Origin of the sequence: Corallococcus sp. CA041A (assembly GCF_003612075.1) — a bacterium.
Classification (GTDB): domain Bacteria; phylum Myxococcota; class Myxococcia; order Myxococcales; family Myxococcaceae; genus Corallococcus; species Corallococcus exiguus.
In genome coordinates this window covers 18,970-41,750 of record NZ_RAWF01000050.1, presented here as the reverse complement: position 1 = coordinate 41,750, position 22,781 = coordinate 18,970, and the positions used below count along the sequence as shown (strand labels likewise).

The window sequence follows — 22,781 nt, the reverse complement described above, 5'->3', positions numbered from 1 at the left end:
GTGGAAAAAGAGGTGGAGGGAAGCCCGGGATGCGCCGATTGTTCGGCTTCCATCCGCCCGGAGTACGTCCGCGCGGATCCCTGGCCTTTCTGGAGCCCCCTTGATTCCCTATTGGCACGCCCCCTCGTTCAAGCTGGGGCCCCTGGAACTGAACCCCTTCAACGTCTTCGTGGCGGCGGGCATCCTCCTGGCTGCCCGGCTGCTGACGAAGCAGGCGGAGCGCGAGGGGCTGGACCCGAACCCGCTGGCGGACTTCGCGATGTGGGGGGTGGCGGCCGGAATGCTCTTCGGCCACTGGGTGCACCTGTTCTTCTACCACCCGGAGGAGATGTCCAAGAGCCCGTTCCAGATCTTCCGGTTCTGGGATGGCCTGTCGTCCTTCGGCGGCCTGCTGGGCGGCATCCTGGCGGCGGTGGTGTTCTTCCGGGTGAAGAAGCTGCGCTTCAACGACTACGCGGACAGCTTCGCGCTGGGCGTGGCGCCGGGCTGGGCGGTGGCGCGGTTGGGGTGCTTCGCGGTGCACGACCACCCGGGAAAGCTGACGGACTTCTTCCTGGCGGTGCAGTTCCCCAACGGCAACCGGCACGACCTGGGCTTCTACGACGCCATCGTGCTCTTCGCGATCACCGGCCTGCTGTACGCGCTGCGCGACATGCCGAAGATGAAGGGGCGGCTGTTGCCGCTGCTGGCGCTCCTGTACGCGGCGTCCCGCTTCAGCCTGGACTTCCTGCGGGCCACGGACCTGTCGTACGTGGACGCACGCTACTTCGGCCTGACGCCGGCGCAGTACGGCAGCCTGCTGCTGGTGGCGTACGGACTGTGGGGCCTGTTGCGCAAGCAGGCGCCGAGCGCATCCTCGCAGAAGCCGCCCGCGCCGCAGGGCCGGGTGGAGACAGCGCGGTAGCGCGTCCACGTTTCGCATCGTCTCGCAGCAGGGGGGGGTACCGCGTGAAGGCACTGGCGTACGACGCGTTGATGGCGCCGCTGGGCTGGGTGGGCTTGAACGCCGCCCGGCGGCAGCTGGTGGAAGGGCTGTCCGGCAAGGTGCTGGAGGTGGGCGCGGGCACGGGCCTGGCGCTGCCGGGCTACCCGGACTCCGTGACGTCGGTGACCGCGGTGGACGTGGACCTGGGAGCGCTGGTGCGCGCGCGGGCACGGCGCAGCGGCGTGGCGCTGCTCCAGGCGGATGCGCAGGCGCTGCCGTTCACGGACGGCTCGTTCGACGCGGTGGTGTCCAGCCTGGTGTTCTGCTGCGTGGACGCGCCGGGCACGGCGCTCTCGGAGGTGATGCGGGTGCTCAAGCCGGGCGGCGAGCTGCGCCTGCTGGAGCACGTGCGGGCGCCGAATCTGGCCGTGGCCACCGCGCAGGACCTGCTGACGCCCGCGTGGCGCAAGCTGACCGGCGGCTGCCGCCTCAACCGCGACACCTTCCGCCTGGTGGAGACCACGGGCTTCCACATCCTCCGGCGCGAGCAGCGCCTGGGCGGTGTGGGCGAGTTCATCTTCGCACGGCGGCCCTGAGCAGGGTTTGACGCGGCTGGAACCGCCAGCCCAGACTTTCATGGAAACCTATCCAGCGCCCCGTGGGCGAGGAGTGTCTCCATGAAGTGGATGGCATGGGTGTCGTGCGTGGTCGTGGCCCTGGGCGTGCTGGTTCCCGTGGTGGCCTGGGCCACGGGGTGGGAACCGGGCCCTTGCGATGTGGAGATCGTCTGCGGTGACGGCAGCACGCTCGCCTGTCATGGAGAGGTCGCCTGCATCTATCGCGGCGGAGTCAACGGCTTCGTGGACTGCGACGGCTTCCGGGGCGACTGTCCGTAGCTCGGGACAAGGGGCTCTTGCGACCCTCCCTGGCAGGTCACTTCCGACCTGCCAGGATGGATTCACACAAGGGATGTCAGAGGTCACTTTAGGATGGCGTGAATCCTCGCGGCGGACCTACCCGCCGCATCCCATCCCGTGAGGCCCTGACGCATGTTGCGCGCCCTTCGCCCCCTCCTCGCAGTGCTGCTGTTCGCTGGCTGTGGACCCGATGTCGCGTCGGATTCCGCACCCGACCTCGTGAGTGCTCCGGCCGCCCTGGAGGACTCCGACCGTCACGGTGGCTCCAATCCCCGTGAGGGCTCCGTGCGGCTGTCCACCGGCGTCACGCTCCGCTACGTGGAGCAGGGCCGCCAGGACGGACCCGTCGTCGTCCTGCTGCACGGCTATACGGACTCGCATCACACCTGGGACCTGGACCTGCCGCGCTTCTCGCGCGACTTCCACATCTACGCGCTGGACCAGCGCGGTCATGGCGACTCGTCCCGCCCGGCGTGTTGCTACACGCAGCAGGCCTTCGCGAAGGACGTGGTGGCGTTCCTGGACGCGATGCGCGTCTCGCGCGCCGTGCTCGTGGGCCACTCCATGGGCAGCTTCATCGCGCAGCAGGTGGCGCTGGACTTCCCCAACCGCGTGAAGGGGCTGGTGCTCGTGGGCTCCGCGCCCACCGTGGCGGGCAATGAAGTGGCCCTGGGCCTCAAGGAGATCGTGGACACGCTGACCGACCCCGTGGATCCCGCCTTCATCCATGAGTTCCAGGCCAGCACCTTCTACGCGCCCATTCCGGCGTCGTACCTGAACACGCTCGTCTCGGAGAGCTCCAAGCTGCCCGCGCGCGTGTGGCAGGACGCGCTGGATGGGCTCATCGCGGAGGACCACTCCTCGCGCCTGGGCCGCATCCGCGTGCCCACGCTGATCATCGGCGGGGACCACGACGGCTTCTTCTCCGTGGCGGAGCAGCGCGCCCTGGCCCGCGCCATCCGCGGCGCCAAGTACCTGCTCTACCCGGAGACCGGCCACGCGCCGCACGCCGAGCGCCCGCAGCGCTTCGTGAACGACGTGCAGCAGTTCCTCGAGTGCCTGTAGCCGCTCGCGCGACTCAGGCTCCGGCCGTCCCGGGTTCCGCCGGGCGGCTGGAGTCGCTCCGGGCCAGCACCACCACCGCCACCAGGATGAGCAGGCCTCCCAGTCCCTGCCGCACGGACAGGCGCTCGCCCAGGAAGATGGCGCCCAGCACCACCGCCATCACCGGCTCCAGCGTGGACAGGAGCGACGTGTTCACCGGGCCAATGCGCTTGAGGCCCGCGAAGAACGTCAGCATGGCCACCACCGTGGACAGCAGCGCCAGCCCCGCCACCGCGGCCCAGCCTCCCGGCGTCTGGGGAAAGGACGGGCCCTTCACCAGCATCAGCGCCCCGAAGGCAGCCCCCGCCGACAGCGGGACGACGGTGCTCGCCGCGAGCGGCCCCGCCGGCCCCGCGATCCGCGCGCTGGACAGGACGTAGAGCGCGTAGATGACCGCCGACAGCACGCCCAGCCCGATGCCCAACGGCTTCGCGTCCGGGCCGGGGTCCACCGTGAGCGCCGTCCCGCACAGGGCCAGCCCCACCGCCAACCAGCGGCGGCGGCTCAGGTGCTCGCGTCCCAGGGCCACCTGGATGAGGGCCACCAGCGCGGGGAAGAGGTAGAGCAGCAGCGCCACCAGCCCGGCGGACGCGTGCTGGAGCGCGATGAAGTAGACGCTGCCTTCCGTGAAGTAGCCCACCGCGCCCAGCGCCACCAGGCCCCACAGGAGGCGGCCCCGGGGCCACCTTCCGCCCTTCGCGACCATCACGCCCGCGAGCACCAGCCCTGCCAGCGTGAAGCGCAGGAAGAGCAGCGTGGGCATGTCCGTGCCCGCCGCGTAGGCCAGGCGCGCGAACAGGCCCAACGCGCCAAAGGAGGCGCCGGACAGGGCGACAAGGAGGAAGCCGGCGGTGCGGGTCCGCATGGCGCCCGGGCGCGCCTACCAGTTCTTCACGGAGCCCAGGTCGAACACGTCCGGGAAGCCACCCTTGCGCAGGAGCTCCGCGGCCACCGCGCTGCGGCCTCCCGCCGCGCAGTACACCACCACGGGCGTGCCCACCGGGCCGACCTCGGAGAGGCGCTGGGCCAGCACCTGCACGGGGATGTTGCGGGCGGCGTCCGGGTGTCCCTGCTGGAACTCCTCCGGGGTGCGCACATCCAGCAGCACCGCGCCCTGGGCGACGAGTTCGTGGGCCTTCTGAGAGCGTTCCTGAGGCGTCATGCGCCCCATTCAACCAAAGCCCGGGGCCCCTCCGGGCTGAAAACTGGAGGCCGCCGCACCGGGCGCTACAGTCCTGTATCGATACCCATGCGACTCGACAAGCTCACCCTGCTCCAGCAACTGTCCGAGCGACTCCAACAGAGCGACCGGCTGGCCCACCGCGCGGAGGCCGATGCCCGCGAGGCCGCCCGCAGCCTCGCCACGGAGTCCGAGAAGAAGGAGGACGGCCGCGCCGCCATCGAGTACGGCAGCCTCGCCACCGGCCAGGCCCAGCGCGCCCGCCGCCTCCAAGAAGAGATCCAGGCCCTCACCGCCTTCGGCCAGAAGGAGCTGCCCCGCTTCTCGCGCCAGGGGCCCGTGGGCCTGGGCGCCCTGGTGGACTGCAGCACCGAGGACGAGGACGGCTTCGCCGAGCGCACCTTCTTCGTGCTCCCCGCTGGCGCGGGCACCGAGCTCACCGGCCCCGGCGGCGACGGCTTCCTCTCCGTCATCACCCCCAGCTCCCCCGTGGGCCGCGCCCTGCTGGGAAAGAAGGCTGGCGACACCGTGGAGGTGACGCTCGCGGGCGAGGTGCGCGAGTGGACGGTGCTGGAGGTCGCCTGAGCTGAAAGTGACGCGGGCCTACCCGGCGCCTACCCGCCCTGGGTGGGCCCCGGCGCCGCGTGCGCGACGAGCCACTCCTCCGGGATGTCGCCCCGGGGCAGCTCCAGGAGGAACGTGGCCCCCTCCCCCGGCGTGCTCACGGCGCTCACCTTGCCGCCGAACGCTTCGACAATCTGGCGCGTGATGTAGAGCCCCAGGCCCAGACCGCCGTAGTGCCGGTCGCTCACCGCGCGCTCGAAGCGCTCGAAGATGCGCGCCAGGTCGTCCGGCGCGATGCCGATGCCGTGGTCCTTCACGGCGAGCCGCGCCAGCGTGCCTTGCGCCTCCACGCTCACGATGACGGGCTGGCCCGCGCCGTACTTGAGCGCATTGGACACCAGGTTCGTCACCACCTGCTCCAGGCGCAGCCGGTCCCACCGGCCCACCACCGGCACCGGCGCCTCCAGGCCCAGCTCCGTGCCGGCCTGCGCCGCCGCGGCGGAGAAGCGGTAGAGGATTTCGGCGGCCACGCTCGCCAGGTCCATTTCCTCCAGTTCCAGCCGCAGCCGGCCCGCGGTGATGCGCGACACGTCCAGCAGGTTGTCCACCAGGCCCGACAGCCGGCGCACCTGGCGCTGCACCACGTCCAGCGCGTCCGCGACGCGGTCGGTGGGCACGTCCTTGCCCTCGCGCGCCAGCACCACCACCTGCTTCTGCAGCAGCTGCACCTTGAGACTCAGCGGCGTGAGCGGCGTCTTCAGCTCGTGGCTCGCGATGCCCAGGAACTCGTCGCGCTGGCGCACCGCTTCGCGTGCCTCGCGGTACAGCCGCGCGTTCTCCAGATGGAGCGCGGTGCGGTGGGCCAGCTCCGTGAGGAAGTGCTCCTCCTCCGCGCCAAAGGACCGCAGCACGTTGGAGCGCAGCACCATCAACGCGCCCAGCACGTTGCCGCGCGCGCCCAGCGGCACGCTCAGGCAGCCGTGCGGCCCCACCTCGCGCAGGAGCCGCGCGTGCTCCGCGTCCCGCGCGATGGCCACCACGTGCTCCTCGGACAGGATGGGCAGACGCCCCACCGCCCCGGACGTGAACACCTGGGGCAGCCCGCCCGGCACGGAAGACTCCTGCGGATAGCGCGTGAGCAGGTCTCGCAACAGCGCGTGCCTTCCTGAGTCCGCGTGCAGTGACGCCGCCACGCGCAGGACTTCATCGCCCACGGCGCCCGGCGTCCGGAGGACGAGCAGGGCCCCCTCTCCCAGCGCGGGCACCAGCAGCTTGAGCAGCGGCTCCAGCTGCGCCTCCGCGGCCACCGACGTACCCAGGAGCGCCCCGGCCTCCGCCAGCAGGCGCGACACATCCAACAGGGACTCGGGCACCGCCTCCACGGCATGCGTGCGCAGGAGCGCCGCGGCCACCTGCCCGTCCCCGCCCCGCACCGGCACCGCGTTGCAGCGCAGCACGGCGCGCGTCCCATCCGGACGGAGCACGTGCCACAAGGACGCGTCCACCGGCTCGCCCGCCAGCGCTCGCGCCAGCGGTGAGTCGCCCGGCGGCAGCGGTGTGCCGTCGTCCCGCACCCATTCACACCCAGGCAGGCGGGCGTGCTCGATGTGGAGGGGGACCGGAATGCCGAAGTGCGCCGCGGCTTGTGAGTTGAAAACAGTCACACGGCCCGTGCATTCAACGAGCACAACGCCTTCGGCGTCCATGACGCGCGTTGACAGGGGCAAGCCATCCCCATCCGTCACGCGGGCCTCCGAGGCTGGAGTGGTGATGCCGGACATGCCAAGGCTTTCCGCACGCATCATGGTGTCATCTCCGCCTCCCGGGAAGAAAGGAAGACAGGACCCGCAGCCCACTCCATCCTCAAGGACAGGGAATGCTTCCCATCCTCACGCTCTTCCCGCGGGCCCCCTTGCCTGCATGACGGCGATCCTCAATCGTTCGACTGTCTACGTGCGCGTCGCGGATGTTCCGCCCGCACGGCCAAGTTCTTCCACCGTGAGTCCTCCGCATGCAGATGCCGTTCACCCGGCCTGACGGCACCACCCCCACCGAGCGCCGCTTCCGTCAGGTCATCGACACGCTCCAGGAGGTCGTGTTCCAGACGGACACGGCGCGCACGTGGGTCTTCCTCAATCCCGCGTGGACCGAGGTGACAGGCTTTCCCGTGGAGGAGAGCCTGGGCCGCTCCGCGCTGGACTTCGTGCACCCGGACGACCGGGAGCGCACGCTGGAGGTGTGCAAGACCCTGCTCACGCGCGAGCGCGAGTTCGTCCAGCACGAGGTGCGCTACCTCACGCGCGACGGCGGCTTCCGCTGGGTGGACGTCTTCGCGCGGGTGACGGTCGACGAGGACGGCACGCTGCTGGGCATGGCGGGCACGCTCAACGACATCACCGAGCGCAAGCGCACGAGCGACGCGCTCGCCCGGCGCGAGCGCTACCTCACCGCCCTGGTGGACATGCAGCAGCGCCTGCTGTCGGTGCCGGAGGGCGGCGACCTGTACAGCCCGGCGCTCGCACCGCTGGGACAGGCCTCCGGCGCCAGCCGCGTCTACGTCTTCGAGACGTACACCAACGCGCAGGGCACCCTCATGTGCAGTCAGCGCGCCGAGTGGTGCGCGCCCGGTGTCACGGCGGAGATCGACAACCCGATGCTCCAGGACCTGCCCATGCGGCCCATCCTGGGGCGCTGGGCGACCGTGCTGGAGCGCGGCGAGGTCGTCACCGGCCGCGTGGCCACCTTCCCCTCCGTCGAGCGGGACCTCCTGGAGCCGCAGGGCATCCTCACGCTGCTGGTGCTGCCCCTGCGCGTGCAGGGCCGGTTGGTGGGCTTCGTGGGCTTCGACAACTGCTTCGAGGCGCGCGAGTGGGACCGCCTGGAGGTGGACCTGCTGTCCGCGGCCAGCGGCGCCATCTCCGTGTCGCTGGAGCGCCGCGCGTCCGAACGGGCGCTGCGCGAGCACGAGCACCGCTTCCGCCAACTCGCGGAGAACGCGTCCGACGTGCTGTACCTGTACCGGAGGGAAGCGCCGCGCGGCTTCGCGTACGTCAGCCGCGTGGCGCACGCCAAGCTGGGCCTGGGGCCGGAGGCGCACTACACGGATCCGGAGCTGTGGTACCGGCAGGTGCACCCGGATGACCGGGCCGCGCTGGAGCGCGTGCTGGAGTCGCCCCAGTCCCTGGACGGCGGGACGGTGGAGCTGCGCTTCCTGCGCCCTGACGGCAGCCTCCTGTGGCTGGAGCACGTGGTGGCGCCGGTGACGGACACCGCGGGCCGCGTGGTGGCGGTGGAGGGCCTGGCGCGCGACATCACGGAGCGGCGGGAGGTGGAGGAGGCGCTGAAGCGCTCCGAGGCCAGCCTGCGCGCGCTGATGGAGGGCTTCCCCGACCCGGCGGCCATCGAGCGCGACGGCCACATCGTCTACGCCAACGCGGTGCTCGTCACCACGCTGGGCTTCGCGCGCGCGGAGGAGCTGGTGGGCCGCCGGCTGTCGGAGTTCCTGGCGGACGTGCCGGGCACCGGCGTGGCGTCCGTGGACAGCGCGCCGCTCACCAGCGAGCGGCGCCTGGTGCTGCGCGACGGGCGCACGCGCGTGGTGGAGCTGGCCTCGCTGCCCCTGCGCTTCGACGGTCAGCCCGCGGTGGTGTCCATCGCGCGCGACGTGACGGAGCAGCGCCAGTTGAAGGCGCGGCTGACGCTGGCGGACCGGCTGGCGTCGGTGGGCACGCTCGCGGCGGGCATCGCGCACGAAATCAACAACCCGCTGGCCTTCGTGGTCTCCAACCTGGGCTTCCTGTCGGACGAGTTCCGCCACCACCTGTCCCCCGGACCCGGCGTGCGCGGCGTGCGCCCGCCGGACGTGGCGGAGTGGCAGGAGGTGCTGGGCGAGGCGTGCGAGGGCGCCGAGCGCGTGCGCCAGATTGTCCGCCAGCTGAAGACGTTCTCGCGGCCGGATGAAGAGCGCATGACTCCGGTGGACGTGCACGCGGTGCTGGACTCGGTGGTGATGATGGCCGCCAATGAAATCCGGCACCGCGCGCGGCTGCGCCGGGAGTACGGCACCGTGCCGGAGGTGATGGGCAACGAGGGCCGCCTCTGCCAGGTGTTCCTCAACCTGGTGGTGAACGCGGCGCAGGCGATTCCGGAGGGCTCCGCGCATGAACACGAGGTGGTGCTCGCCACGCGCGTGTCCGGCGGGCAGGTGGTGGTGGAGGTGCGCGACACGGGCATCGGCATCCCGCCGGAGGTGATGGGGCGCATCTTCGACCCGTTCTTCACCACCAAGCCCGTGGGCGTGGGCACCGGCCTGGGGCTGTCCATCTGCCACGGCATCATCACGGGGCTGGGCGGCGACATCCAGGTGGACTCCACCGTGGGCAAGGGCAGCACGTTCCGCGTGGTGCTGCCCGCGCCCCGGCCCGAACCGGTCGTCCGTCCGCCGGAAGCCCCGCTGCCCGCCGCGCCCGTGGTGCCGCGAGGCCGCGTGCTGGTGGTGGACGACGAGCCCGCGGTGGGCCGCGTGCTGCAGCGGCTGTTGCGCGGCCATGACGTGGAGGTGGCCACGAGCGGCCGCCAGGCGCTGGAGCGCATGTCGCAGGCGCCGGGCTTCGACGCGGTGCTGTGCGACGTGATGATGCCGGACCTCGCCGGCCGCGACGTGTACGAAGCCGTGCGGCGCGACCACCCGGGCCTGGAGCGCCGCTTCGTCTTCGTGTCCGGCGGCGCCTTCACCGCGGGCGCGCGCGATTTCCTGGAGCACATCCCCAACCCGCTCCTGGAGAAGCCCTTCGACGAGGCGCGCGTGCGAGGCGCCGTTGAGGAGCTGGTGCGCCACGGGCCGCCTGACGCGGCCTGACGCCGGGGAACGCCGACACGGGGCCCCATCGGTCATCGGGAGGAGGGTCCTCCCACTGACCGATGCGCCCGCGTGACGGGTCTGCGAGCGTGTGCTCGTCCGCTCGCACCCCTTGGGGGAAGGTCCGCCGCGCATGAACCGCACCAAACTGTTGCTGACTCTCGCTGGCCTGCTGTTCGTGGGCGCGCTCGCGCTCGACGCGCGCTCGTTCTTCGCGAAGACCTCCTCGCACCCGCCGGTCGTCGAAGAGCGGCTCCCCAACGGACACCTGCGCCGGACCCCGCTCCGCTCCCCGACCGTGGCCACCAGCCCCGTGGACCAGACCCACACCGTGATTCAGCCGGATGAGGCGCCCATCCAGGGCGTGCTGCCCGTCGTCCTGGGCCAGCCCGCGTCCGGCAAGGCCGGTCCGGTGGAGCTCACGGGCAAGCTGTCCGGCGCGTACGTGAAGACGGGCCCGGGTGAGGCCTTCGCCGTGTTCGAGCTGTCGGCGCGCATGCCGGAGAAGGTTCAGCGCGTGCCGGTGAACCTGTCGCTGGTGGTGGACCGCTCCGGCTCCATGGATGGCGCCAAGCTGACGGACGCGAAGCGCGCCGCGCAGGAGCTGGTGCGGCAGCTGCGCGACGGGGACCGGTTGGCGCTGGTGCACTACGGCTCCGACGTGAAGGTGGTGCCCAGCGTGGAGATCAACAACACCACGCGCCGCGAGCTGTTGAGCACCATCGACGCCATCCAGGTGAATGGCGGCACGCACATGAGCGGCGGACTGGTGGCGGGCGCGGAAGCGGTGCGTGCGTACGCCAGGCAGTACCGGGTGACGCGCACCATCCTGCTGAGCGACGGCGAGCCCACCGAGGGCGTGACGTCCAACGCGGGCCTTTTCTCCGAGGTGGGCAAGCTGCGCGATACGGGCATCACCGTGAGCGCGCTGGGCGTGGGCAGCGGCTTCAACGACACGCTGATGCGCGGCATGGCCGAGCGCGGCGGCGGCTTCTCCGGCTTCGTCAGCGACTCCTCGGAGCTGGCCGCCATCTTCACCCGTGAGCTGGAGCAGGCCGCCAGCACCGTCGCGCGCAACGTGAGCATGACGCTGACCCTGCCGCCCGGCGTGAGCGGCGTGGAGGTGATGGGCCTGCCGTCCACCCGCGACGGCAACGTCGTGCGCATCCCCCTCTACGATTTGACGGGCGGCCAGTCCGCGCGCGTGGTGGTGAAGCTGACGCTGGACGCGCCCACGAACGCGGCGGACATGAACGTGCTGGACGCCTCCGTGTCGTACGTGGACGTGGCGGCGGACCTGCCGTCGCAGGTGACGGTGGCCCTGGGCGCGAAGGTGACGAACGACGTCCAGGTGGTGCACGCGAACCTGGACCGCGATGTGCGCGTCCATGCCATCCGTGCGTTGGGTACCCAGCAGCTCCAGGCGGCCGCGGAGCAGATGCAGAGCGGCAACCGGGAGAGCGCGCTCAGCTTCCTGACCAACGCGCGTAAACTGTTCGGCGCTTCGGCGTCCGCGCTCGCAGGAGAGCTTGCGGACGTGGACAAGACCCAGGCAGCCTATGGCAGTGCCCAGAGTGACTCCGACGTCCGCCGCGAGGCGCTCGACCTCAAGAAGAAGACGATGAAGAACTTCGGGCAGAGCAACAGCTACTAGTCCCCCCGTCGTACGGAGCCCGGTGCGCCATGTCCCTCTCCATCCAACTCATCCGGCGGGAGGACTTCGAGTCGCGCTGCCTCTACGCGCTCGTGGGCGCCGGGGCCATGGCGCTGGTGGCCGGCGTGGCGCGGCAGGTGCTGCGCGTGCCGGTGGAGCCGGGCTACTTCGCGCTGATGGCGGCGGCCATCACCGCGGTGAAGCCGAAGGCGGCGGAGAACCTCCTGGTGCGCGCGGGGATGGTGCTGCTGCCCGCCGTGCCCTATGTGCTGGGGCTCGGGTCGCCCTGGACACACGCGGTGGCGGGAGCCATCGCCGCGGGGCTGCTGGCGTGGCGAGGCAACGGGCGCGACAGCCTGGGCACGCCGCTCCAGGTCGCGCTGTGCGCCGGGGCCGCGGCCGTCACCACCGCGCTGGGCCTGTACGTGCACCAGGTGCTCGACGCGCGCTTCCTCCCGGCGTGGGGCTACTTCCCACTGATGGTGGACTACGCCGTGGTGGCGCTGTTCTGGAGCATCGGCACGCTGCCGGCGAACCTGGCCATGGACCTGGACGCGGTGGCCACCCGGGGCATGCGCCTGGAGGCCACGCTCTCCGGTGAGGTGCGCGGACTGGTGGCCCGGGCGCTCACGCTCTACCGTCAGTGCCAGGACGAGGCGCACAAGCTGGCCCGGGGCCCGGGGCTGGAGAAGCTCCAGGCCGTGCTCGGAAAGCTGGCCCGGGACGTCTTCACCCTGGCCGAGTCCCACACCGAATTGGAGACGCAGCTGTCCTCCGCGTCCCAGGGGAGCGTGGACTCGCAGGTGCAGGAGTTGAAGAAGCGCGCCCAGGACGCGCAGGACGGCGTGGCCCGGCGCCAGTTGGAGCGCGCCGCCGCGTCGCTGGGTGAGGAGCTCAACCACCTGGACGCGCTGTCGCGCAGACAGGAGCGCCTCTTCGCGCAGCTGCACGCACAGGTGGCCCTGCTGGAGCGGGCCCGCGTGTGCTTCATCGGTGCGCGCGCCGCGTCCCCCCTGGACGGCGGCGGCGACCGGGTCCAGGCGCTGGCGGAGAAGCTCTCCGCGCTGGACCTGGAGTCCTCCGGCCCGGAGGGAGCGGCGCAGCCCGCGCGGGCTCCGGCGCTCCGCTCCTGAAGACCGGGCCTTGGGGGCCTGTGGGGCCGCGCCCTACTTCGCCGACGCGCGCGTGGAGGCGCGGGTGCGCTTGCGAGCCGGTGCGGCGGCCTTCTTCGCGGCGACGCGGGGCGCGTGCAGCTCGCTGGCGATGCGCTCCTCAATCTCCTCGCGCGTGCGGCGGCTGACCTCCAGCGCGGCGTTGATGCGCTCGCGCACGATTTCGGCCTGAGCCTCCGCGGCGGCCCGGTACTCCGCGACGTCGCGGCGCAGCTCCAGGCGGCCCTCGCTGGGGGCGCCGCCCGCCGTCTTCCGGGTGGCCGTCTTCCGCCGCGCGGGGCGTTCCCCCGCCTGGGTCCCACTGCCCTGTTGTCCCTGTGCCTTGCGCGCCATCTGTCTGCCCCCTCGCGCGATCGCTCGCGCCTGTGGGCGGAAAGGTGGGGTGTGGACTTCCCACATGGAAGCCTGCCTTCGGGTCGGACGGAGGGCGGGCAGACGGACAATGTGCGGGCGCGGCAACAGTGGAGCTTCTCAACGCCTCCAGGAAGGCGCTAAGAGAGCCCTCATCGTTCCTGGGCCAAGGGGCCTCTTGACTGATAGCTCAGGAACCACCGCATCACCCCAAGGGCCGGGATGCGTGCAAGCCTTCGCGCCACGCGCACCCGGCAGCCCGGGACCCGCGGCGGAGCGGATAGTGAGGGAATCCCCGTGGCGGTCTCTTTCCTGAACCGGAAGCACAACCTGGACCGGATGTCGCTGCGCGACCTGGTCTACTCGTTCTTCACCTACTACGCCGTCGTCGCCTACATCCTCATCGGCATCACCTGCATCGTGCTGTCGGTGAAGTGGTTCGACGCGCCGGTGCGCATGGGCGCGGCGGTGTTGCTGGCCACGGTGGCGTACCCGTTCGGCTGGTACCTCATCCACCGGTACATCCTGCACGGCCGCTTTCTCTACAAGTCCGCGGCGACGGCGGTGACCTGGAAGCGCATCCACTTCGACCACCACCAGGACCCGCACGACCTGCGCGTGCTCTTCGGCGCGCTGCACACCACGCTGCCCACCATCGCGCTGGTGCTCACGCCCATCGGCTACCTCATCGGCGGCCGGTCCGGCGCGGCGGCGGCGCTGGGCTGGGGCATGGTGACCACGTGCTTCTACGAGTTCTGCCACTGCATTCAGCACCTCAACTACGCCCCGCAGCAGAAGTGGCTGAAGGACATCAAGCGCCTGCACATGTCCCACCACTTCCACAACGAGCAGGGCAACTACGGCATCACGAACTACTTCTGGGACCGCGTGTTCGGCACGCTGTACGAGAAGGCCTCCGACAAGCCCAAGAGCGCCACCGTCTTCAACCTGGGCTACACGGCCGAAGAGGCTGTGAAGTACCCCTGGGTGGACAAGCTCTCCGGCGGCACCCGTGGCGACGGTCACCCGCGCCGCTTCCAGCAGGCCGAAGGGCTGAGCGCGCCGGAAGTCACCAGCGAACAGTCCTGAGGCTTCCTCCCCGCTTCACCCCGGACCTCCCCGCGCGCTTCGTCGCCCGGGGAGGTCTTCGTTTTGGCGCAGGTCACGCGGAGAGCTGCTGGGCCAGGTCCTGCTCCTGCTCCTCGCGAAAGCGCCGGGCGGACAGGGGCGGCAGGGTGTGCACGCGCGCCACGAGGCACGCCGCGCTGCCGCCGGCCAGGTGGAACTGATCCAACCGCACGCTGACGGGCCGGCGCCCCAGGCCGCGCAGCACCGCCTCCACGCGAGGCACGCGCGCGCCGACGATGACGGTGTTGCCCACCTCCACCAGATTGAGCCCGAACGCGAGCGCGTCCTCCCGCGCGATGGGAATCACCTGCTGGATGCCCTCCGCGCGCTCCAGCATGCGCAGCGACTCCGGCGTGAAGGCCTCCGGACACACCAGCGCGGTGCCGTCGGACAGGACGGTGAGCGCGGTGTCCAGGTGGTAGAGGTACGGGTCGCACAGCTCCAGCGGCGTGACGGGCGCGGAGAGGAACGCCTCCAGCACGCCCGCGGCGCGCTGCGTGGAGCGCATGCCCCAGCCCAGGAGGGCACCCCGGCCCACGGGCAGCATGGCCACATCACCCCCTTCGATGTGCACGCGCGGCGGCTCGATGACGTCGAAGCCGCGCGCGGACAGCCACCGGGCCCGTGCGAGTTGTTCACCACGGCGCTGACCGTGGCGCATGGTGGCCAGGAGGGCCCGCAGCTCGCCTTCCTGGGAGACGAGCACCGCGTTGTCCTTGGCGAACACGGAGTCGAACGCGCCGTGGACGAAGGGCAGTTCGAAGAAGCCCGCGCCTGCTTCACGCAGGGCACGCAGGAACTCGCGGTGCTGCGTGCACGCGCGCCGCAATGCGACGGCGCCGGGCTTCATATGCGGATTGATGTTCCATGCGACCTGATACGCGCAGTCGCGCGAGCGGACGTGGTCCTTCTCGCAACGCACCTGACTGACGGCGAAGGTGGCGGGAGCGATGTGGCCGGTGTGCAAGGTCATCCCCATACATGTGACCGGAAGGCACTCCCGCCTTCCGGTATGTGTAGAGAGGGTGCGCACCATGAGCGGGCTTGGCGAGGTGGCTGGGGAAGCGGGGACGGAGGACGCACGCCTGTCCGAACGGCTTCACCGGACCCTCTTGCGCTTCAACCACGCGCGACTGGCTCCAGGGTTTCCCACCGAGAGCTGGCGGGCAGCCGTGCAGGAGGAGACGCAGTTGCGGTTGCTCGAAGGTGAGTACGTAGAGGCGGAGCGACAGCGCGTGGCGGCATGGGCCGCCGAGGCACCGGAGGACGCGGACGGGTTCATCGCGTGGTTCGAGGATCTGAAGGAGTCCGGACCCGGACAGCATGATCCGCTGTTCCCGTGGCTCGCCACGCAGGCGACGCGTGAACAGATGGACTGGTTCCTCACGCAGGAGGTCGCGGGAGAGGCGGGCTTCGACGACCTGGTGGCGCTGACGCAGTTGCAGCTGCCCACGCGGGCGAAGCTGGAGCTGGCGCGCAACTACTGGGATGAGATGGGCCGAGGGCGCGAGGATGCGATGCACGGACCGATGCTCGCGGAGATGGCGCGGAAGCTGGGGTTGAAGCCCACGGACGATGACACCGTGTGGGAAGCGCACGCGCTGGCGAACCTGCTCTGCGCGTTCGCGTTCAACCGCCGCTACACGTACCACGCGGTGGGCGCGCTGGGCATCGTGGAGGAGACGGCGCCGGGCCGCACCGCGTGCGTCAACGAGGGCCTCAAGCGGCTGGGGTTCGACATGCGCGTGCGGCGCTATTACGCGCTGCACTCCACGCTGGATGTGAAGCACTCCGAGACCTGGAACAAGGAAGTGCTGCGTCCGCTGGTGGAGGCGAACCCCGCGTGCGCGAGGCCCCTGGCGGAAGGGGCGCTCTTGCGACTGACGGCGGGCGCGCGATGCTTCGAGCGCTACCGCCACGAGCTGGGCCTGGACCTGAAGTCGCTGAGCTGAAGAAGCGCAGCCTGGCCGTCCTTCCCCCCCGGACCTTGCGCGTGTGCGCTGGGCTCGGGGGTGCGTTTCCCGGAGGACGGTCCGTGCGGGGGATGGGGATGCGCGGCAACCGGGGCGGACGCCAGCTTGGGGCGTTTCCCAGGCCGAGCTGGAGGTCCCGATGTCCCTGTTCCGATGCATCCCCGCCGCGGTGTTGCTCCTGACGGCGTGCGCTTCCCCGGGCACGTCCATGCAGGAGGTGATGCACCGCACCGCGCCCCTGCTGCCGAAGCGGCCGGATCCGCTGACCTACGGCACCCGGCCGGAGAACCCGGTGCGGGTGGGCTGGGGCGACAAGGGCGTGATGGCGTACTTCAAGCTCTTGCGCGGGCCGGAGGGCCAGCCGGTGGCGTGGCGCCGCATGGGGGACTGCTGCGAGTTCACCCAGGTGGATGGACAGGGCCAGGGGAAGGGCCAGCTGTCCATCTTCGAGGTCACGTACGACGGCCTGGACACGCCAGTGGTGCTCTACGTGGACGCGTTCACCGGCGGGAACGTGTACGCGCCCTGGGGCTTCCTGCTGGAGGGCCAGGGCGACACGCCGCCCGCGTCCGGGATGGAGCCGGAGGTCATCGACCTTTAGGCGCCGCCCGACCTACCCCATGATTCCTTGAAAGCTCCGAACTCTTGCGTCCTCAAAGCATGAGGCCCCTTCCTCGGAGGGAGCGTCGTGCCTAGATGCAAGGGTCGACAGGAGTATGACTTTCCCCCGGCTGTTGATCGTCACGCTGGCAACCTCCTTTCGTGCATGGGAGGTGCGGCGCTCTTGGCGCTGCGCTAAGCGTTCGACCGCTCTCCCGACGGAGGAGGAACCGTGGCGGCTGTGAAGAAGAAGCGTTGGCCGTATGTGCTGGGAGGCATCCTCGTCCTCCTGATCGCCATCGTGGCGGTGGTGCTGTGGCGTCTGGACGCCATCCTGCTGAAGACGGCGCGCGACCAGGCCGCGACGTACTCGCAGAAGCTGGGGCGCCCCATCGAGATTGGCGACGTCTCCACGAAACTCTTTCCCTACGTGGGCGCTCACATCCAGAACGTCAGCGTGGGCGCCGCCGAGGGCGAGGACCTGCCGCTCGCGGAGGTGAAGGACGTGACGGTGAGCGTGGCGGCGATGCCGCTGCTCACCTCGAAGGGCAAGGACATCCGCGTGCAGGACGCGGAGGTGTCCGGGCTCACCGTGAACGTCCTCCGCCTGGCGGACGGCACCACCAACGTGCAGCGCCTCCAGGAGAAGCTGGCCGCGCAGCAGCCGAAGGAGGAGACGCCCGAGGAGGAGACGCAGCCCACGGACCTGTCGGGCGTGCACGTGGAGCGCGCGGCGCTCACCGACGGCACCATCCGCTTCGTGGACCGCGCGGGCGGCGCGCAGGCGCGCGAGCTGGCGGTGAAGGACCTGGACATCGAGGTGAAGGACCTGCGCGTGGGCCAGCCGCTGAAGGTGGACCTGGCGGCCGCGGTGCTCGCGGACAAGCAGAACTTGAAGATGACGCTCGCCGCGGCCCCGCTGCCGGCGACGCTCATCCCCACGCCAGAGCAGGTGACGCTGAAGGCGGAGCACATCGACCTGTCGCCGCTGGGGCCGTTCCTGCCCCCGGACGTGGGGCTGCAGGCGGGCACGCTGGACGCGGACTGGAAGGCGGACCTGGGCGGCGCGGTGCCCGGCGGCAAGGGCCCCACGAAGCTGGTGGGCGTCATCAAGGCGCTGGGCTTGAAGTTCGCGGGCTCGGAGGGCGGCAAGGCGCTGGACGTGGTGCTCGACACGGACGTGACGGGCGACATGGCCACCGGTGACCTGGCGCTGGACAAGCTGAACCTGAACCTGGGCCCCGCGGCCATCACGGGCAAGGGCAAGGTGAAGGGGCTGCTCACGGACAAGCCCGCGGTGGAGGGCCTTGAGCTGGTGGGCCGCAACCTGGACCCGGCCGTGCTCGCCGAGTACTACCCGCCGCTGCGCAAGCAGCTCAACGGCATGATCGCCGGCCCCATTGGCCTGGACGTGCGCGGCAGCGGCACGCAGGAGGCGCAGGCCATCAACATCGCGGTGGACCTGACGCCGGTGCGGCTGCGGGTGCCGGATCAGCTGACGAAGGACGCCGGCGGCGCGATGAAGCTGAACGCGAAGGTGACGGGCGCGGCGGCGAGCGGCGGCGCGCTGCGCTTCGACGCGAAGGCGGACCTCAACGGCGTGGACATGCGGCCGGGCCTGCTGGTGAACAAGGCGCCGGGGCAGCGGCTGGAGGTCGCGGCGGCGGGCACGTACGCGCCGGCGAAGACGGGCAGCGGGATGACGGTGAACGTCACCAGCATGAGCCTGGGCGCGCTGGAGGACACGGTGACGGGCACCGCCACGGTGGCGCTCGCGGGCACGGGCAAGAAGGCGACGACGACGTTCAAGGCGGACGTGAAGGCCGCGCGGCTGGATGCGGAGAAGTTGTTGATGAGCGAGGAGCAGGTGCTGGCGCGCACGGGCGGAAAGCCTCCGCCGGAGCCGCCGCCGGGAGAGGCCAGTCGCTTCAACGGCTACCGGGGTGACATCCAGTTCGCCATCGCGTCGCTGCGCTACACGGCGATGGACCTGTCCAACGTGACGGGCGTGGTGAAGATGGTGGACGACCTCATCACCGTGGAGAAGTTCTCGACGGGCATCTACGGCGGCAAGGTGGTGGCGGACGGGACGACCATCCGCCTGGGGCCCGCGCCGGAGGCCCGGCCCTTCACCGCGAAGGTGCAGGTGCAGGGCCTGGAGGTCGCGCAGGCGCTGGCGGCGCGCACGCCGAAGCAGGTGCTGACGGGCAAGTTCAACGGCAACGTGGACGTGCAGGGCGTGGGCTACACGCCGGACAAGCTGCAGCAGACGCTGCTGGGCGGCATCAACGGCAACCTGCTGGAGGGCACGTTCCTGGGCAAGGACCTGGTGTCGTCCGTCACGGGGCCGCTGGCCAAGGCGCTGCCCTTCGCGAAGGCGCTCAAGAGCGGCGATGTGACGTCGCTGGGCGGGGACCTGCCCTTCAGCGTGACCATCAAGAACGGCGTGGCGCAGCTGAGCAAGCCCATCACCTGGACGCGGCCGGAAGCGGCGATGAGCTTCGACGGCGGCATCGGGCTGGACGGCACGCTGGACCTGACGGGCGGCGTGTCGCTGACGCCCGCGACCATCAAGACGCTGACGGTGGGAAAGGTGACGCCGACGGAAGCCATCCCGGTGGGGCTGAAGATTTCAGGCAAGGCGTGGAGCCCGGAGGTGACGGGCATCGACGTGAAGCCGGCGGCGACGACCATCCTGAAGCTGGCCGGAGGGGCCGCGCTGGGCGGCCTGCTGGGTGAGAAGGGCAAGGCCGTGGAGGACATCCTCACGGGAGGCCAGGACAAGGCGAAGGCCGAAGCGGAGGCGAAGCGTCAGGAGCTGGAGGCGCGCGCCAACGAGGAGAAGAAGAAGCTGGAGGAGCAGGCCCGCATCGAGCAGGAGAAGGCCAGGCAGCGCGCCGAGGAAGAGGCGAAGAAGCGCCTCAAGGGCATCTTCGGCGGGAAGTAGGCGCCGCTCGGTTCCAGGCATCACTCGCGCCGCGAGGTTCCTTCGGGAGCTTCGCGGCGTTCGTGTTTCCGGTGTCTGGCGTAGGCTCGCGGCCATGTCCAACCGGCTCACGCGCATCCAGGCCGAGGGACTGCGCTCGCTTCGCGACGTCGTGCCGCGCCCCCGGCGGCTGACCGTGATTGTGGATCCGGAGGGCTCGGCCACGCGCGGCCTGGTGGCCTTCTTCACGCTACTGCGCGAACTGGCTCACGGCCGGCTTCAACAGACGCAGGTGCTGGACGCGGTGGACGGCCCCGTGACGCTGGTGCTGGGCATGGATGACGACGACTACACCGTGACGCTGCGGCGCTTCCCGGATGGCCGGTGGCGCGTCGTCCAGGAGGAACTGTCCCTGCTCGCGGGGATATCGATCCCCTTCGTGGAGCCTGGCTCGCCTCGCGACGAGGCCGTGCTCTCCACGTTTCCTCCCGGGCCCACAACTTCCCTGGGTGAAGGGGAAGCGGCGTGGCTGGGAGAGATTGCCGACCGGGCGTCGCGGGCGATGAACGGCTTCCTGCGCGGCTTCCGTGTCCAGCCCGCGGAGTCCTTTGACGCGGACGTCCCGTTCCTCTTCCTGGAGGAACGGGACGTGGACCTGCCCGCGAATGCCGTCTGGGACCGGGTCCAGGCCGCTCGCGCGGCGTCCTCTCGGGTCCCCGTGCTGCTGTGCACCCCGTCGGTGGCCCTGGCGGACGCCTTCGACCTGGAAGACGTCCTGCGGGCCTGAGCGACTACCGCCCGCCGGCGCCGTTCCCCTCCCAGCCACCGCCGATGGGACCGCCCCGGGGGCCGCCAGCGCCGCGCGGATTCATGTCGTCGCGGCGCATCTGCTGGTACTGCGTCATCTGCTCCGCGCTGAGCACCTTCTGCATCTCCGCGTCGGTCTGCGTGCGCAGGTCGCGCATCTGCTGACGCATGTCACGGCCCGGCCGGCCTCCCGACATCGCCGACGCCAGCTCCTGGCGCTTCGTGTCCTCGGCCTGCATCGCCTTCGTCAGCGCCTGCTCCTGGCTGTAGTTGAGCCGCGCGTTGCTGATGAAGGTCTTGATGCGGTCGGAGCGCTCGGTCTCCGCCTGCACGCGCATCTGGTCCACCTGCTGCTGCCACTGCTGGCGCTGCTCGGTGCGCTGCTCGTCCTGCACCGTGCGCATCAGCTCCTTCAGCGACTGCTTCGCGCTGTCGTTGGTCAGCGCCTCGCCCACCATCACGCCGCGCATCTGCTCGCGCAGCTTCGCGACCTCCGCCTCCAGGCCCGCGGGCGGAGGACCGCCCGTGCCGGCCGAGGCCGTGCCGCCGCCCTGCTCGAAGGCCAGCATCCGCCGGGACAGCAACTGCACCGTCTCCTCCAGCGCCTTCACGCGGTTCTGGAGCGCCCGGACGTCCGCCGTCGAGTCCTGCACGCGGGGCGCCTCCTGGACGACAGGGGCCTCCGACTTCCCGGGCCCCCACAGGGCCACTCCGAGTGCCAGCGAAGCCATCCCCACCGATGCGATGCCGAGAATGCGGTTCATGATGCTCTCCCTGACGGAACTCCCGGCCGCGTATTCCATCGCGCCCCCGGGCTCCGCCCTGCTCCTGCATCCTCCCACCCCGCCTGCCTCCCGGGGAACCGTCCTGCGAGGCGCGCCTGCCTGCCCCCGTGTCGCGAGCGTTGACCTCCTCCGGCGGGACGCGGAGAGTCCCCCGCCATGACGCTCCGTCCCATCACTGAAGTCGGCGCCGAGCTGGGTCTCGCGCCGGAAGACGTCCTCCCCTGGGGCCGAGACCGCGCCAAGGTGTCGCTGGACGCCCTGGGCCGCGGCTCGCGCCAGGGCCGAATGGTGCTGGTGTCGGCCATCAATCCCACGCCCCCGGGCGAGGGCAAGACGACCATGTCGGTGGCGCTGGCCATGGGCCTGCGCAAGCGGGGCCGCAAGGCGGTGGCGGCGCTGCGCGAGCCGTCCCTGGGGCCTGTCTTCGGCGTGAAGGGCGGCGGCACCGGCGGTGGGCAGGCGAGCCTGGAGCCGGCGGCGGACATCAACCTGCACTTCACCGGCGACCTGCACGCCATCACCAGCGCGCACAACCTGCTGTCCGCGCTGGTGGACAACGCCGTGTACTACGGCCACCCGGTGGTGATGGAGGGCACGCGGGTGCGCTGGCGCCGCGCGATGGACATGAACGACCGGTTCCTGCGCAACGTCATCGTGGGGCTGGGCGGCAAGGCGCACGGCGTGCCGCGCGAGACGTCCTTCGACATCACGGCCGCCAGCGAGGTGATGGCCATCCTGGCGCTGGCGGAGAACCTGAAGGACCTGGAGGCGCGGCTGGGGCGCATCGTGGTGGGGCAGGCGCCGGACGGCTCGCCGGTGCGCGCGAACGACGTGAACGCGGCGGCGTCCATGGTGGCGCTGCTGAAGGACGCGCTGATGCCGAACCTGGCCCAGACGCGCGAGGGCGGGCCGGCCATCGTGCACGCGGGGCCGTTCGGCAACATCGCGCACGGGTGTTCGTCGGTGGTGGGCACGCGGCTGGCGCTCGCGTACGCGGACGAGGTGGTGACGGAGGCGGGCTTCGGCTTCGACCTGGGCGCGGAGAAGTTCCTGGACATCAAGTGCCGGAGCGCGGGCGTGTGGCCTCGGGGCGTGATGCTGGTGGTGACGCTGCGGGCGCTGAAGCACCACGGCGGCGCGGCGGCCGCGCAGGTGGCGGAGCCGGACCGCGAGGCGCTCTTGAAGGGCTTCGGGCACCTGGAGAAGCACCTGGAGTCGGTGGCGGCGTTCGGCCTGCCGGCGGTGTTGTGCGTGAACCGGTTCCCGCAGGACACGGAAGCCGAGCTGGACGAAGTGCGCGCGTTCGCGAAGGCGAGGGGCGTGGGCATTGCCGTATGCGACGGGTTCGGCAAGGGCGGCGAGGGTTCGCTGGAGCTGGCGGACACGGTGCTGGCGATGCTGGACGCGACGGACGCGGCGCCGCCGAAGCCGCGCTTCCTCTACGAGTTGGAGCAGACGCCGGAGGAGAAGATTCGCGCCATCGCGCGCACGGTGTACGGAGCCGACGACGTGGCCTTCACGCCAGGGGCGCGCAAGGACCTGGAGACTGCGCGGGCGCTGGGAGGCGCGGGGCTGCCGGTGTGCATGGCGAAGACGCACCTGTCCCTGTCGGACGACCCGGCGAAGACAGGCCGGCCCCGGGGCTTCACGTTGACGGTGCGCGAGGTGCGCCTGTCCGCGGGAGCAGGCTTCCTGGTGGCGCTGACTGGAGAGCTGCTCACCATGCCGGGCCTGCCGCGTGAGCCCGCCGCCCGCCGTGTCACGGTCCATCCGGACGGCAGCATCACGGGCCTGATGCAGGGCGAGTGACGTCAGAGGTAGGGCCTAGCGTCTCCCG

20 protein-coding genes are annotated in these 22,781 nt (G+C 71.0%); 14 read left to right on the top strand and 6 right to left on the bottom strand.

Annotated elements, in window-relative coordinates; all coding sequences use genetic code 11:
* Positions 1-100: 100 nt before the first annotated feature.
* The 4 genes from D7V77_RS11690 to D7V77_RS11675 all read left to right on the top strand — a co-directional run bounded on the left by D7V77_RS11690 (position 101) and on the right by D7V77_RS11675 (position 2,907).
* Positions 101-904, top strand: coding sequence for a prolipoprotein diacylglyceryl transferase (locus tag D7V77_RS11690; protein ID WP_120576348.1), 804 nt, complete (start codon positions 101-103; stop codon positions 902-904).
* A 44-nt stretch (positions 905-948) separates the two neighbouring features.
* The gene (locus tag D7V77_RS11685) at positions 949-1,521 is read left to right on the top strand and encodes a class I SAM-dependent methyltransferase (RefSeq protein ID WP_120576347.1); all 573 of its coding nucleotides are present in this window, start codon (positions 949-951) and stop codon (positions 1,519-1,521) included.
* Between the two features lie 81 nt (positions 1,522-1,602).
* Positions 1,603-1,821 (top strand): hypothetical protein, encoded by a 219-nt coding sequence (locus D7V77_RS11680; protein ID WP_120576346.1) that lies wholly within the window; start codon positions 1,603-1,605, stop codon positions 1,819-1,821.
* 240 nt (positions 1,822-2,061) lie between these two features.
* Positions 2,062-2,907 (top strand): alpha/beta fold hydrolase, encoded by an 846-nt coding sequence (locus D7V77_RS11675; RefSeq protein ID WP_233596839.1) that lies wholly within the window; start codon positions 2,062-2,064, stop codon positions 2,905-2,907.
* Between the two features lie 13 nt (positions 2,908-2,920).
* Here D7V77_RS11675 and D7V77_RS11670 read toward each other — a convergent pair whose 3' ends face one another.
* Both D7V77_RS11670 and D7V77_RS11665 read right to left on the bottom strand, forming a co-directional pair.
* Positions 2,921-3,811: a DMT family transporter gene (locus D7V77_RS11670; protein WP_120576344.1), complete on the bottom strand. Its 891-nt coding sequence runs from the start codon at positions 3,809-3,811 to the stop codon at positions 2,921-2,923.
* Positions 3,812-3,826: 15 nt separating this feature from the next.
* On the bottom strand, positions 3,827-4,108 hold the full coding sequence (locus D7V77_RS11665; protein ID WP_014400616.1) for a rhodanese-like domain-containing protein: 282 nt from the start codon (positions 4,106-4,108) through the stop codon (positions 3,827-3,829).
* An 87-nt stretch (positions 4,109-4,195) separates the two neighbouring features.
* On the opposite strand from D7V77_RS11665, the gene D7V77_RS11660 reads away from it, so the two are divergent.
* Positions 4,196-4,711: a GreA/GreB family elongation factor gene (locus tag D7V77_RS11660; protein WP_120576343.1), complete on the top strand. Its 516-nt coding sequence runs from the start codon at positions 4,196-4,198 to the stop codon at positions 4,709-4,711.
* A gap of 29 nt (positions 4,712-4,740) precedes the next feature.
* On the opposite strand, the gene D7V77_RS11655 is transcribed toward D7V77_RS11660, so the two are convergent.
* The gene (locus tag D7V77_RS11655) at positions 4,741-6,495 is read right to left on the bottom strand and encodes a HAMP domain-containing sensor histidine kinase (RefSeq protein ID WP_120576342.1); all 1,755 of its coding nucleotides are present in this window, start codon (positions 6,493-6,495) and stop codon (positions 4,741-4,743) included.
* Between the two features lie 206 nt (positions 6,496-6,701).
* Between D7V77_RS11655 and D7V77_RS11650 the strand changes: the two genes are divergently transcribed.
* The 3 genes from D7V77_RS11650 (at position 6,702) to D7V77_RS11640 (ending at position 12,335) form a co-directional block, all read left to right on the top strand.
* On the top strand, positions 6,702-9,548 hold the full coding sequence (locus tag D7V77_RS11650; RefSeq protein ID WP_120576341.1) for a PAS domain S-box protein: 2,847 nt from the start codon (positions 6,702-6,704) through the stop codon (positions 9,546-9,548).
* A 133-nt stretch (positions 9,549-9,681) separates the two neighbouring features.
* Positions 9,682-11,202, top strand: a complete 1,521-nt coding sequence (locus D7V77_RS11645; protein ID WP_120576340.1) for a VWA domain-containing protein — start codon at positions 9,682-9,684, stop codon at positions 11,200-11,202.
* Positions 11,203-11,231: 29 nt separating this feature from the next.
* Positions 11,232-12,335 carry a hypothetical protein gene (locus tag D7V77_RS11640; protein ID WP_120576339.1) on the top strand — a complete coding sequence of 368 codons (1,104 nt, stop codon included), beginning with the start codon at positions 11,232-11,234 and terminating at the stop codon, positions 12,333-12,335.
* Positions 12,336-12,368: 33 nt separating this feature from the next.
* Here the strand turns inward: D7V77_RS11640 and D7V77_RS11635 are convergent, their stop codons facing one another.
* Positions 12,369-12,707, bottom strand: a complete 339-nt coding sequence (locus D7V77_RS11635) for a hypothetical protein (RefSeq protein ID WP_233596824.1) — start codon at positions 12,705-12,707, stop codon at positions 12,369-12,371.
* A 357-nt stretch (positions 12,708-13,064) separates the two neighbouring features.
* On the opposite strand from D7V77_RS11635, the gene D7V77_RS11630 reads away from it, so the two are divergent.
* A complete protein-coding gene (locus tag D7V77_RS11630; protein WP_120576350.1) occupies positions 13,065-13,814 on the top strand; it encodes a sterol desaturase family protein in 750 nt (249 codons plus the stop codon).
* Positions 13,815-13,887: 73 nt separating this feature from the next.
* Here D7V77_RS11630 and D7V77_RS11625 read toward each other — a convergent pair whose 3' ends face one another.
* Positions 13,888-14,826, bottom strand: a complete 939-nt coding sequence (locus D7V77_RS11625; protein WP_120576338.1) for a dimethylarginine dimethylaminohydrolase family protein — start codon at positions 14,824-14,826, stop codon at positions 13,888-13,890.
* Positions 14,827-14,887: 61 nt separating this feature from the next.
* On the opposite strand from D7V77_RS11625, the gene D7V77_RS11620 reads away from it, so the two are divergent.
* The 4 genes from D7V77_RS11620 (at position 14,888) to D7V77_RS11605 (ending at position 20,139) form a co-directional block, all read left to right on the top strand.
* Positions 14,888-15,805, top strand: a complete 918-nt coding sequence (locus D7V77_RS11620) for an iron-containing redox enzyme family protein (protein WP_120576349.1) — start codon at positions 14,888-14,890, stop codon at positions 15,803-15,805.
* Between the two features lie 160 nt (positions 15,806-15,965).
* A complete protein-coding gene (locus D7V77_RS11615) occupies positions 15,966-16,427 on the top strand; it encodes a fibril protein (RefSeq protein WP_120576337.1) in 462 nt (153 codons plus the stop codon).
* A gap of 231 nt (positions 16,428-16,658) precedes the next feature.
* Positions 16,659-19,373 (top strand): AsmA family protein, encoded by a 2,715-nt coding sequence (locus D7V77_RS11610; RefSeq protein ID WP_120576336.1) that lies wholly within the window; start codon positions 16,659-16,661, stop codon positions 19,371-19,373.
* Positions 19,374-19,467: 94 nt separating this feature from the next.
* Entirely contained in the window at positions 19,468-20,139 is a 672-nt protein-coding gene (locus tag D7V77_RS11605; RefSeq protein ID WP_120576335.1) for a hypothetical protein, read from the top strand.
* 4 nt (positions 20,140-20,143) lie between these two features.
* Here the strand turns inward: D7V77_RS11605 and D7V77_RS11600 are convergent, their stop codons facing one another.
* Positions 20,144-20,923 carry a hypothetical protein gene (locus D7V77_RS11600; RefSeq protein WP_126934234.1) on the bottom strand — a complete coding sequence of 260 codons (780 nt, stop codon included), beginning with the start codon at positions 20,921-20,923 and terminating at the stop codon, positions 20,144-20,146.
* Positions 20,924-21,100: 177 nt separating this feature from the next.
* Between D7V77_RS11600 and D7V77_RS11595 the strand changes: the two genes are divergently transcribed.
* Positions 21,101-22,753, top strand: coding sequence for a formate--tetrahydrofolate ligase (locus tag D7V77_RS11595; RefSeq protein ID WP_120576333.1), 1,653 nt, complete (start codon positions 21,101-21,103; stop codon positions 22,751-22,753).
* Positions 22,754-22,781 lie beyond the last annotated feature (28 nt).